Raw genomic sequence first — 12757 nt, forward strand, 5'->3', positions numbered from 1 at the left:
TAAAGACTAAATGCTGGTATATTTGTTAATGGGATATAGGTATTAAGAATCAAACATAAGCTTATGAACATTAAAATGCTAGGAATTTTGTCATGATTTGCTATAATGACAATTGTAATCATTTAATTTTAATCCAGATAAAGGCAAACTTATTGAAAAGTAAGGACGCAAAGCTACGGACCTAAAGCTCTTTGCTATGGTGGCCGAGTTGCCAAAGGAAATTGGACACTACAGGTGGGCCCTTTTTTCTTGGGCGCACCTTTTTTTCTTTCGAAGGGAGGTATGAATTTTTGTCTGCTGAAAGCTTTATTCAAATGGACCAGTTTTATCATTTTTTTCAACCGATTTACGATATAAAAAGTAGTAAAAAAGTAGGGTATGAGGCGCTTTTAAGACATGAAACATACCCAAACCCTGAAGCAGCTTTTCAAACGGCCAAACAAGAAAATTGTCTTTATGATTTGGATTCCCAGTCCATTTATAAAGCTCTTTCAAGTTTTTATTCAGTAGATTCAAGGGAAGAACTCGGAGTCCTGTTTTTAAATATTTTCCCGTCGACCATTCTAAATCCGAATTTTCCAGATTTCGTTCAACAAATAATTGCCGACAATGACTCAGCTAATCAACAAATAGTCTTGGAGATATCTGAATCAGAGGCAATTTCGGACTTGGATAGTTTAAAATATCGGTTATTTGGACTCCGGCAGGATGGATTTTTAATAGCAATTGATGACATTGGGAGAGGATACTCAAGTGCAGAAACCATTATTGAATTAGAACCCGATTACTTAAAATTGGATCGTTACCTTGCTCAAGATTTACATATATTTCAAAAAAAACAGGAGTATATCTCAGTTTTTAAAAATTTTTGTGAGAAAACCGGAAGCAAACTTATATTAGAAGGCGTCGAAACAGAAGAGGAACTTCAAATGGCAAAAGCATTGGGAATTTCAGGAGCCCAAGGATATTATCTTGGGAAACCAGCTTTATTACAATCTGTATTCATTTAAACCTTGGATTAAACAATATTCGCCAGTATAAGGAGCATTATAAATGTCAGCAATTCAAGAAATTAGTAGATATGATGTATTGTTATCGCAATTCCCTTTTAAAAAAATACCAGTTAATTCTATAGATTATGATTCGCTAAAGAGGATGTTTGATTTTCTGTATGAGTATACAGATATCTACCAACTTGCCTTTTTAAGAGGGGAAACGATGTTCCAGTATCTTAAGTATCATCAAACCATGCAATTCGAAATCATTTCTTTTACTCAAGCGATACAAGATATTAAAATTTTTACTTTCTATCTCAAAAATGAAAGAGCGATAAATAATGATTTAAGGCTTGACTTTTCATTGCAAAATTACCATTTATGGCAAAGTTTGTAAATCCTTGATTTCCTAGGAACGAAAAAATTCAAATGGTTTTGCGGTTTGCGTTTTTGTGAAACTTTTTTACTACATTTTGAAGACGGTATGCCCAATCTACTAAAGATTGCTAGAAAGAAGCCGATACATAATTTGTAGAATAAATGTCGATGAAATAGGAATTAAGACCTATTGTGAAATGAATAAAAAATAATGTTGAAAACGCAAACGGCAAAGAGGAGGACGAAACATGAGTTTTTTGGGGATTGGGAAATCAACCAGCAAAAAAGAAGATGGAATTAATCATAGTGAAAAAGTAAATACGAAAGTTGGCACAAAAATAGAGGATACTTCTATATTGGATAAAATCAATATGATCAACCTTACCGAAAAAGATTTGAAGCTCCTCAAAAGTATTCAGCCATTAGTTAAGGAAAATATCGAACGATTAGTTGATGAGTTCTATTCGGTTGTTCTGAAGGTTGCAAGTTTAAAAAAGATTATTCAGAAGAACTCCACTGTCGAGCGCCTTAAGAAAACCTTAAGAGTTCACATTATAGAAATGTTCGATGGGAACATAGATCAAAGCTTTATAGATAAACGTTTGAAAATCGCGAAGGTTCACTATGTAATCGGATTGGAACCAGCATGGTATATGGGATCGTTTCAAGGCATTCACGATACGATCACTCATCTAGCATTTAAGAATATAAAAGATAAGAGAAAGCTGCAATCGCTCCTTTCAGCTGTCAATAAAATCCTAAGCTTGGAGCAGCAAATCGTTCTTGAAGCATATGATCGGGAAAACATGCTAAAGTTAAATGCTCAATTTGAAGAGGGGAAAATCTATCTGAAAAACCAAATGACTTCCGTAAGTGAAGGACTGGTTGCCCTTGCCGAACAGACTCAGGCATCTGTTGCCGCTTTGAGTAAAAATATCCGTGAAGTAAATGAAACGACTACAGAGAACAATGAGCAGTCTATTTTAGCAAAAAATTATGCACAAGATGGACAGCACAAACTGAAGGAATTATTAGAAAAAATAAGTGTCATGGATAATTACTCAAGGGATATGATTGAAAGCATCCATCGCCTGGGTGAGTCTTCTGATCAAATTTCCAGTGTCATTCACATTGTTCAAGATATCGCTGAGCAAACGAATATCCTAGCTTTGAATTCCGCTATAGAAGCGGCAAGGGCCGGCGAACACGGAAGAGGATTTGCCGTACTTTCCCAAGAGGTGCAAAGCCTTGCTGAACAAACAAAGAATTCCATCTCACAAATTCACGAACTGATTTCTAACTCCAACCTATACAAGGAACAGGTGATAAAGTCATTGAAGCATGTGGAAGAAGCGTTGATGTCCGGTATTGCAACGTCTGAACATACTCATGAAGCATTTCAGAATATTGCCCAGTCCATCCAGCAAAACAGCATGACGAATATGAAAGTACAGGAGCAGATGGACCAGCTCGTTGCGGTTGTCAATGAAATTGAAAATGCTTCAGCAATTGTGACGTCGTCAGCAGAACAATTGAATGAAGCCGCGATGGTTTAGATTTTTTTGAGGTGCGAAAATAACCGGATTGAATCAGAATGAACAATCATATTATTTCCCCCTCTTAGGGGGTTTTTTTGTGAAACAGCTTAAAAGGAATGGAGAAGACAGCATGATTAAGAAGGTGAGTTATGAATGAAATTATTAAATTGGTTTTTAAATCTAAAAACAGCGACGAAGCTTTTATCGGCTTTTATATTTATCGCATTACTACAAGCTGGTTCCGGATACTTTGGGTTATCCAGCTTGGACAAGGTCAGCGATGATGTCGATCTTATTTATGAAAAGAGCCTGAAACCGATTGAATACATGTCGCAAGCTCGAAATAATTTCCAAGTATTAAGCTTGAAATGGCGTGATATTAATTTAATCGACTCGCCGAACGAAAGGGCCGGCTTGCTGATGGATGTCAACACACTCAGAAAAGAAATTACATATTATTTTGAATTGTATAGAGACAGGCCTTTAAATGTAAACCAGGAAAGGCTGCTTGAAACCTATGATAAGGTGTGGGAGGAATATAATACGAAATACGACGAATCCGTTCAGCAGATTGTCAATGGAACAGGCGATTATAAAGCTTATATGAGTGGAGACTTTAACAACCTCCAGCTTCAATTGGTCAGCATTATGAACCAATTGGTGGAATTAGATATGAAAAGAGCTGACAAAGCCAAAGAGAGGGCTGACAATGTACATGCTACATCTACAATCATCACATTATCTAGTGTAGTCATTACGCTAGTCATCAGTGTTGCTTTCGGAGTATTCATTTCCCAAATCATTTCTCGTCCACTAAAACGTATGGTTGGTCTCGTAGAAAAGGTCGCTGATGGGGATTTAACGGAAACGGCAAATATAAACACAAGGGATGAGGTGGGCATTCTTGCGCAATCTGTCAACCGTATGGTGATCAATATTAAGGGAATGATCCAAAATATATTAAGCGCTGCAGAAAATTTATCGGCGTCATCTGAACAGGTATCAGCGAGTACCGAGGAAATTGCCAGCGCAAGTGCCAATCAAGCAAACGCTGCGCAAACAATGAATGAATTATTTTTGGAATTGTCTGAAGCAATTAATGCGGTAGCACGAAACACAGAGCAAGCAGCTGAGCTATCAAACAAGACGATCCAGATTGCCCATGATGGAGAACAAGTCGTTTTATCATCTGTAGAGGGCGCTAACCTTGTAAGCGACAATATATCAAGTTTAGAAGAAGATTCGAACAAAATTGGTGAAATTATTGGAGTGATTGATGATATTGCAGATCAGACAAATCTTTTGGCGCTAAATGCTGCTATTGAAGCAGCACGAGCAGGAGACCAAGGAAGGGGATTCGCTGTCGTGGCAGAAGAAGTCCGCAAGCTGGCCGAAAGAAGCGGAGAAGCTACAAAGCAGATCACGATGATTATAAAAAGCATGCAGGAAAACACAGCACACAGTGTAAAATCGGTGCAAGACGGGCTGGTATATACGAAACAGTCGGGAGAGGCCTTTGAAAATATTATTCAGATGATCAATGAAACAGGCAACAAAGTGACGGAAATTGCAAGTGCCAGTGAGGAACAAGCGGCTCAATCGGAAGAAGTGCTGTCTTTCATCGAGAGCATTTCTGCTGCAACTGAAGAGGCAACGGCAAGCAGCCAGGAAACAGCGTTGACATCGCAAAGCCTGATTGACTTGGCCGAAGAGTTGAATGCATCCGTATCAGCTTTTAAAACATCATGAATAAGTAGAGTACAATATATAAATTACTGTTTTGGAGGTACAGGGAAAGAAAAATACGAAATAAAAGGATGTCAAAAATGCGTTGGTTCATCAATCGGAAAACATCATTCAAACTAATATCTTCATTTATTATAATTGCTGTTATTCTTACAGGCGTATGTGCTTATGCAATATCAAACATGAAGAAAATTAATGTAAATGTTGGAAGCCTTTATATTGGATCGATCATTCCAATGAAGGACTTGAATGAATCGAAGTTTGAACTCCAGAAATTAAGAAATGCATGGTTGGATATTGTATTATTTGATCCCGAAACTGACAATAAAACGAAAATGGAAGAAATAAAAATACTTAGAGAAGATATTGTGAAAAATTTCAAAAGTTACACTGATTCCTACTTGGGTTACGGAGAAGCGGCAGAGCGAGAGGCGCAACAGATTTATGAACAGTTCACCGCGGAATTTAAGGCTTACAATCAATCTTATGATGAGGCAATCCGGTCGGTTTCTGACGGCCGGAGTGGCTTCGAACAATTGGATCCTGGATTGAAAGAGTATAATGAACGTTTAATCAGCTATATTGACGAAATCTGGGCTGTAGATATGTCTATGTCGACAGAGGAATATCATGATTCGGAGAATATGTATTCTACTTCGTTAGTCGTCATGTTCGTAGTAGCTGTACTAACATTCGCTCTATGTATCTTTGTAGGGCTTTTGCTGACAAAGATGATTGCCCGTCCACTCCAAGATATGGCAGGGTTGATGGAAAACGTGGCTTCAGGAGATTTGACTGAAATCGCTGAGATTCGGTCAAAGGATGAAGTTGGAATGCTGGCTCAGTCAGCCAATAAGATGATTATCAATTTAAAAGGCATGATCAGAAATGTTTTAAGTGCAGCTGAAAGCCTGTCAGCTTCCTCAGAACAGGTGTCAGCAAGTACCGAGGAGATAGCAAGTGTCAACGTCAATCAAGCAAATGCATCTCAAAAAATGAATGAGCTGTTAAAGGAACTGTCAGGAGCAATCCAAGCTATAGCCCAAAACACAGAGCAGGCTGCAAAGCTTGCTAATGATACGATCCAAATTGCTAAAGATGGAGAAAAAGTAGTACTATCTTCAGTTGATGGCACCAATGTCGTAGGCGATCAGATGAAAAGGTTAGAGAAGGATTCTAACAGGATTGGTGATATCATCGAGGTCATCGATGACATTGCAGATCAGACGAATTTATTGGCATTAAATGCAGCGATTGAAGCTGCCCGTGCCGGAGAACAGGGCCGAGGATTTGCTGTGGTGGCCGAGGAAGTTCGCAAGCTTGCAAAAAGAAGCGGTGAAGCGACAGACAAGATCACAACGATTATCAAGGACATGCAGGAAAATACAGCGCTTAGCGTGAAATCTGTGCAAGAGGGGCTTGCTTTTACAAGGCAATCTGGTGAAGCCTTTGAAAATATTATTCGCATGGTTAATGATACAGGCAATAAAGTGACGGAAATAGCGGGTGCTAGTGAAGAGCAGGCAGCCCAGTCGGCAGAGGTCCTCACGTTTATCGAAAGTATTTCTGCTGCGACGGAGGAAGCGACGGCAAGCAGCAGCGAAACAGCAGCTACCTCCCAGAACTTAATAGAATTAGCAGAGGAACTGAATTCATCAGTTGCTGCATTCAAATTATCCTAGGTTACCAATATTTTCTTTAATTGGAAGGAATAAGAAAATGGGATTTTATAGAGATTAACCAAATCCGTTCATTATCTGCCTTTAGCCATTATTGTGAACGGCATACAGATTGGGAGCTTGCAATAGAGCAAGGGCTTCCTAAGTGTAGGCTAAGAAGATTTTTAAGTAAGGGGTGTTTTATAGAATGAGTTGGTTCGTTAATAGAAAAACTTCATTCAAGCTTTTATCATCTTTTATTTTCATTTCGATCATACTTGCAGGGGTAAGTATCTTTGCAATAATCAATATGAAAAAAATTAATACAATTGGCGCAGAGATGTACACTGCTGCACTAAAGCCAATGGAAAATATGGCTAATGCCCAGAATGAGCTTCTGCAATTAAGGATTGGCTGGCGCGATGTTACACTGGCCAAATCAGAAGCTTCCATTGATTCAAAGATGGAAGAAATAAAGAAAACTAGGGAAGATATCGCCGAAAATATTACAATTTATAAAAATTCCTATGAGACTGAAGGCGTGGAGGCCCAGCAGGAGGCTCAGGAATTCCATGATAAGTTTATGTCAGACTTTGAAGCATACAACAAAGCATATGATGAAGCAGTTCAATCAGTAAAAAAAGACAGCAATAGCTTCAAAAAACTCGATGCTGAGTTGAATGGATACCATGATCGCTTAACAACATATTTAGAAGAGATCTGGGATGTGGATATGTCCATTTCTGAAGAAGAATATCAAAACTCTGAAAAGATGTTTTCCACCACGATGAAAATCATGATTACCATCGTTATATTGACACTAGGAATTTGCATCGCCCTCGGTTTCTTCCTGACAAAGATTATTGCACGCCCTCTTCATGAGATGGCAGAAATAATGGAGAAGGTTGCTGAAGGGGATCTGACTGAAAAGGCTCATATTCAAACGAAGGACGAAGTTGGAATACTTGCGCAATCCGTCAATCATATGATTGACAATTTAAAGGGCATGATCAAAAATATTGTAATTGCTGCGGAAAACCTATCGGCGTCTTCCGAACAGGTTTCTGCCAGCACAGAAGAGATTGCCAGTGCAAGTACCAATCAAGCAACCTCTGCGCAGACAATGAATGAATTGTTCAGGGAATTATCAGAAGCAATTAATGCGGTGGCACAGAACACAGAACAGGCCGCTATGCTTGCGAATAAAACAATGGAGATTGCGCAGGATGGAGAAAAAGTGGTCCTGTCTTCTGTGGAAGGAGCTAATCTTGTTAGTGACCAGATGTCCCTCTTGGAGCAAGATTCCAATAAAATTGGAGAAATTATCGAGGTTATTGATGATATTGCAGATCAAACGAATCTTCTGGCTTTAAATGCAGCGATTGAAGCTGCACGTGCAGGTGAGCAAGGTAAAGGATTTGCGGTTGTGGCCGACGAGGTCCGCAACCTTGCTGAAAGAAGCGGCGAAGCGACTAAGCAGATCTCTGCCATTATCAAGGAAATGCAGGAAGCTACATTATTAAGCGTTAAATCAGTGGCTGAGGGTGTAACCTCTACCCAACGCTCCGGTGAAGCTTTCGAAAATATTATTCAGCTCATTAATGAAACTGGAAATAAGGTGACGGAAATTGCCGGTGCCAGTGAGGAACAAGCGGCTCAGTCGGCTGAAGTGCTCACGTTTATTGAAAACATATCTGCTACAACTGAGGAAACGTCGGCAAGCAGTGAAGAAACAGCTTCTACAGCACAATCGCTCACCGATCTGGCAGAAGAGTTAAATGCATCGGTGGCTTCCTTCAAGGTAAATTAAATAATGGCTGGGGAAACTTAGAAAATGATGATTGATATCCCCACATGAGTCAAGTCCTTGGGAATGGATTTCCCGAGGACTTTTGTCCTTTGTATCGTAACGAGTCTTTGAATTTCAACCTCCATATTACTCTTATTTTTGACTAAAACGAATGTTTGAAAAAACGCATATTAAAAACAGTTTACATTTACCGATAAAAAAAATAATAGTAAGGACATTCTTTAGTATTGAAATTTTGCCAAAAATTAACAAACTTAAAGCTATATAGAAGATATACATAGTTATTAATTACTAAGGGGCATAATTGTTCTACTATTATGAGAAAAAGCAGGGAAGGAGGGCTTTTATGAGGAAAGGATGCTCTTATTGAAACTGAATTTGAAAAACAAATAAAAATGCTAGAAATTGGCTGCTTCTATATATGAATGGTTGGTCTGCTTTTAAGAATAGCCGTTTGATGATAGAATGCACGACGAAATTTCAAAATAAGGGGATGTTGAGAATATGCGTTGGTTTCTAAATAGAAAAACATCATTCAAATTATTATCGACTTTTGTACTAATTGCTGTGATACTTGCAGGTGTAAGTATATATTCCATGTCAACCATGAAGACGCTTCGTGGAAATGTCTGGATGACATATGAAAAAACGTTAGTCCCTATGAGTCATCTTACTCAAGCCCAGATAGATCTGTATAAATTAAAAATTATGTGGCAAGAAATTGCATTGTCTGATTTGAAAGCGGATAACTCAAAGAAATTGGAAGAAATAAAGACTATGAGGCAGGACATCGAAAAAAATGTCAATATTTACGCAGATGTCTATTTGGATTTTGGAGAAGAGATTCAGCAGAAGGGAGAGAGGTTTCGAGAGGAGTTTACTTTAAATTTTGATTATTATAACAAAGTTTATGATGATGCAATCAAATCGGTTTCTGCGAATCGAAGCAGCTTTCAGCAAAAGAATGAAGAATTGAATAAATTACATGAAGGGGTAACCAACTATATCGAGCAGATCAAGGCTGTTGATATGGAGATCAATGGAGAAGAATACATTGCTACCGGAAAGTCCTATTCCACCTCAATAACCATTTTGATTATCATTTCAATACTTACGTTCGCGATGTGTATCGCTCTTGGACTCTTGCTTACTAGGGTTATTGCCCGTCCACTTAATGAAATGGCAAATCTGGTGGAGAAGGTAGCTGATGGGGATTTGACCGAAACTACCAATATCAAGACGAAAGATGAGGTCGGGAAACTGGCTCAATCCTTCAATACGATGACTTTAAACTTAAGGGCTACCGTTCAAAACATATTAAGTGCGGCAGAAAACCTATCTGCATCCTCTGAACAGGTTTCAGCCAGCACGGATGAAATTGCCAGTGCCAGCGCTAATCAGGCAAATGCTGCACAAACGATGAATGAGCTGTTCAGGGAATTGTCGGAAGCCATCAATGCTGTAGCGCAAAATACGGAGCAAGCGGCGGAGCTTGCCGGCAAGACAATTAAAATTGCACAGGATGGGGAAAAAGTGCTTCTTTCTTCAGTAGAAGGGACTAACCATGTCAGTGATCAGATGGCAAAGCTAGAGGAGGATTCTCATAAAATCGGAGAAATTATCGAAGTGATTGACGACATCGCAGATCAAACTAATTTATTGGCGCTCAATGCAGCCATAGAGGCGGCTCGTGCTGGGGAACAAGGACGCGGATTTGCCGTTGTTGCTGACGAAGTACGCAAACTGGCGGAACGAAGCGGAGAAGCGACGAAGCAGATTACAACTATCATAAAGGGGATGCAGCACCACACAACACTCAGCGTTCAATCCGTCCAGGAAGGACTTGTTTATACGCAGCAATCAAGTGAAGCCTTCGAAAGTATTATCAACATGGTTCATGACACGGGCAACAAAGTGACAGAAATAGCCGGCGCGAGTGAAGAGCAGGCAGCACAGTCGGAAGAGGTGCTTACGTTCATCGAGAGTATTTCTGCTGCAACCGAGGAGGCTTCCGCAAGCAGCGAGGAAACAGCAACAACAGCCAATGCATTAACGGAACTAGCAGAGGAATTAAATGCTTCGGTAGCAGCTTTTAAAATAGATTAATTTAACCCTAGTAAGCTCTGGTCTTGGACCGGAGCTTTCGTATTGACTAACCTTAAAAAGGCTGAAAAGTGAATTTTCAATGACGTATATAAAAAATATCATGAATATGCCGATAAAAAGGATAGCAGTTATTATATTAAATTAGTAATAAAAGATTCCCAATTTTTAACTGGAAATGAACTGGTAGTGAATCAAAAAAGTTCCGCGTGAGACCTGACTGATTTTCGATAACAATGTCTTTTATCCACTTGATGCAGGATAACGGGGGGATCACTACTACAGTATATTGCGAGGAGGTATATCATTGAGTACACAAGATGAACAATATGTAGTATTTGCTATAAATGAAAATTTTTACGCCATCTCGATTCACGATGTTGCGGAAATTATCCGGATGCAGACTGTCAAATGGGTGCCGAATTCGCGTGAGGAGTTTCTAGGCGTCATTCATCTTAGAGAGCATATTATTCCTATCATCAGTCTTCATCGGATTTTTTCTGAAGATGAAAAGACAATAGATTCCAAAACAAGAATGATTGTTTTACAGACTAATGACCAGGAGTTTGGATTTGTGGTGGATGAGGTTGACCATGTCATGTTTTTATCAGATGAACATATCAGCCCTGCACCGCACATGTCACAAAGTGAATGGATTACTGGGGTATATCACCATGATTCCAAGACAATCGCTTTGTTGAATCTACAGACTTTACTGCAGCAGGTGGATATTCAAAAGGTTTTGGATTAGTATCACTTAAAATTTGAGGAAGTGTCCAAATATGAAGTTTTCTAGTTGGTTTTATAATTTAAAAATAAGGACCAAAATACTATCAGTCTTTATTCTTGTTGCCATTCTTCAAATAGGTATTAATTTTTTTGGCTTGATCAATATGGGCAAGATGAATGACGGAATGGAAGAAATGTATAATGAGAGGCTTAAGCTTATTGAAATCATGTCGGATAACAAGGTTCTCCTTCAGGAAATCAGGGTTAAATGGCGCGACGTATATGTAGCGGATTCCAGCGCTGAACTGATGGATTCTGTGAATAAAATCAGGTCACAAATACGAGAAAATATGGAGCTATACAGCAAAAATCCATCTTTAACAGATGAACAGAAAAATCTAGTGGAAGATTTTGATCCTACATTCCAAGCGTTCAACAGTGCATACGATGAATCCATTACAGCGATAATTGACAAAAAGTCAGACTATAAAAGCTATATTGGCGGAGATTTGCTGAATCAGCAAAATAAATTGCTTGGAATCGTCAATCAATTGACAGAGATCGATTCTGCCAAAGCCCAAGAAACATATAAAGGGGCTGAAGATACATATGATTCGACCAAACTTCTAGCTAGCTTAATTATCATCATTGTATTGGCGATCAGTGTAGGAATGGGGCTATTGATTTCGAATGCAATCGCTCGTCCGCTGAACCAAGTAGTTGGACTCGTTGAAAAGGTGGCAGACGGAGACCTAACTGAAACGACAGATATCCAAACAAAGAATGAGATCGGAATACTAGCTCGGTCTGTCAATACGATGGTGCTAAATTCGAGGGCCACGGTGCAAAGTATTCTGAGGGCATCGGAAAATTTATCGGCGTCCTCTGAACAGGTGTCGGCCAGTATCGAGGAAATTGCCAGTGCGAGCACTAATCAAGCGAATGCCGCCCAGACAATGAACGAGTTGTTCAGGGAATTGTCTGAAGCAATCAATGCCGTTGCTGATAATACTGAGCATGCTGCGGAGCTGGCGAACAAGACGGTTCAAATTGCACAGGCAGGGGAACAGGTAGTGCTTTCTTCAGTGGAGGGCGCCAACGCAGTCGATGAACAGATATCTAGTCTGGAGCTGGAGTCAAACAGAATTGGAGAAATTATAGGGGTCATTGATGACATTGCAGACCAGACGAATCTACTGGCCTTGAATGCAGCGATCGAAGCGGCCCGTGCAGGAGATCAGGGCAGAGGTTTTGCTGTAGTTGCAGAGGAAGTTCGCAAGCTTGCGGAAAGAAGCAGTGAGGCAACGAAACAAATCACTGTGATTATTAAAGAGATGCAACAAAATACAGCGCTAAGCGTTAAATCTGTAAGGGAAGGAAGATCCTTCACTGAGCAGTCAGGCGTAGCATTTGAAAATATCATTCAAATGGTGAATGACACGGGCAATAAAGTAACAGAAATAGCGGGTGCGAGTGAGGAGCAGGCGGCCCAATCAGCAGAAGTACTAACATTTATTGAAAGCATATCTGCAGCGACGGAAGAAGCGACTGCAAGCAGTGAAGAAACAGCTTCTGCAGCACAATCACTCAACGATTTGGCAGAGGAATTAAATGCATCTGTCTCCTTTTTTAAATTAAACTAAATGTATAAAAAACGACTCGGCATCCAAAGTGCTAGGCCTTCTAACATCACACTGTGGTGCAGTTTGAATAATGGATTATCTACATTATTTAACTTCATTCAGCAGAAGTCTCCCACTTTTGTAAGTGGTGAGATGAATGCATATTGGTATTCCATTT

9 protein-coding genes and 1 riboswitch are annotated in these 12757 nt (G+C 39.5%); all 9 genes read left to right on the plus strand.

Annotation, left to right across the window (positions count from 1 at the left end):
* Positions 1–132: 132 nt before the first annotated feature.
* A riboswitch (cyclic di-GMP riboswitch) is annotated at positions 133–216 on the plus strand.
* 74 nt (positions 217–290) lie between these two features.
* The 9 genes from D5F11_RS15825 (at position 291) to D5F11_RS15865 (ending at position 12600) form a co-directional block, all read left to right on the plus strand.
* Positions 291–1010 carry an EAL domain-containing protein gene (locus D5F11_RS15825; RefSeq protein WP_120117100.1) on the plus strand — a complete coding sequence of 240 codons (720 nt, stop codon included), beginning with the start codon at positions 291–293 and terminating at the stop codon, positions 1008–1010.
* A gap of 43 nt (positions 1011–1053) precedes the next feature.
* Entirely contained in the window at positions 1054–1392 is a 339-nt protein-coding gene (locus tag D5F11_RS15830; protein ID WP_120117101.1) for a hypothetical protein, read from the plus strand.
* A 229-nt stretch (positions 1393–1621) separates the two neighbouring features.
* Positions 1622–2929: a globin-coupled sensor protein gene (locus D5F11_RS27815; RefSeq protein WP_120117102.1), complete on the plus strand. Its 1308-nt coding sequence runs from the start codon at positions 1622–1624 to the stop codon at positions 2927–2929.
* Between the two features lie 135 nt (positions 2930–3064).
* Complete coding sequence (locus D5F11_RS15840; protein WP_120117103.1) at positions 3065–4660, plus strand: methyl-accepting chemotaxis protein; 1596 nt, start codon at positions 3065–3067, stop codon at positions 4658–4660.
* A 77-nt stretch (positions 4661–4737) separates the two neighbouring features.
* Positions 4738–6339, plus strand: coding sequence for a methyl-accepting chemotaxis protein (locus D5F11_RS15845; protein ID WP_120117104.1), 1602 nt, complete (start codon positions 4738–4740; stop codon positions 6337–6339).
* Positions 6340–6523: 184 nt separating this feature from the next.
* Positions 6524–8125, plus strand: a complete 1602-nt coding sequence (locus D5F11_RS15850; RefSeq protein ID WP_120117105.1) for a methyl-accepting chemotaxis protein — start codon at positions 6524–6526, stop codon at positions 8123–8125.
* Positions 8126–8629: 504 nt separating this feature from the next.
* Positions 8630–10231: a methyl-accepting chemotaxis protein gene (locus D5F11_RS15855; RefSeq protein ID WP_120117106.1), complete on the plus strand. Its 1602-nt coding sequence runs from the start codon at positions 8630–8632 to the stop codon at positions 10229–10231.
* Positions 10232–10535: 304 nt separating this feature from the next.
* Entirely contained in the window at positions 10536–10979 is a 444-nt protein-coding gene (locus tag D5F11_RS15860; protein WP_120117107.1) for a chemotaxis protein CheW, read from the plus strand.
* A 31-nt stretch (positions 10980–11010) separates the two neighbouring features.
* Positions 11011–12600, plus strand: coding sequence for a methyl-accepting chemotaxis protein (locus tag D5F11_RS15865; protein WP_120117108.1), 1590 nt, complete (start codon positions 11011–11013; stop codon positions 12598–12600).
* The last annotated feature ends 157 nt before the right edge of the window (positions 12601–12757 follow it).

This window comes from Siminovitchia terrae (assembly GCF_003605405.2).
Taxonomy (GTDB): Bacteria; Bacillota; Bacilli; order Bacillales; family Bacillaceae_C; genus Siminovitchia; species Siminovitchia terrae.

Excerpts from the sequence above, each read along its gene's own strand:
- D5F11_RS15830 (WP_120117101.1), top strand. The coding sequence starts at position 1,054 with ATGTCAGCAATTCAAGAAATTAGTAGATATGATGTATTGTTATCGCAA.
- D5F11_RS27815 (WP_120117102.1), top strand. The coding sequence starts at position 1,622 with ATGAGTTTTTTGGGGATTGGGAAATCAACCAGCAAAAAAGAAGATGGA.
- D5F11_RS15840 (WP_120117103.1), top strand. The coding sequence starts at position 3,065 with ATGAAATTATTAAATTGGTTTTTAAATCTAAAAACAGCGACGAAGCTT.
- D5F11_RS15845 (WP_120117104.1), top strand. The coding sequence starts at position 4,738 with ATGCGTTGGTTCATCAATCGGAAAACATCATTCAAACTAATATCTTCA.
- D5F11_RS15850 (WP_120117105.1), top strand. The coding sequence starts at position 6,524 with ATGAGTTGGTTCGTTAATAGAAAAACTTCATTCAAGCTTTTATCATCT.
- D5F11_RS15855 (WP_120117106.1), top strand. The coding sequence starts at position 8,630 with ATGCGTTGGTTTCTAAATAGAAAAACATCATTCAAATTATTATCGACT.
- D5F11_RS15865 (WP_120117108.1), top strand. The coding sequence starts at position 11,011 with ATGAAGTTTTCTAGTTGGTTTTATAATTTAAAAATAAGGACCAAAATA.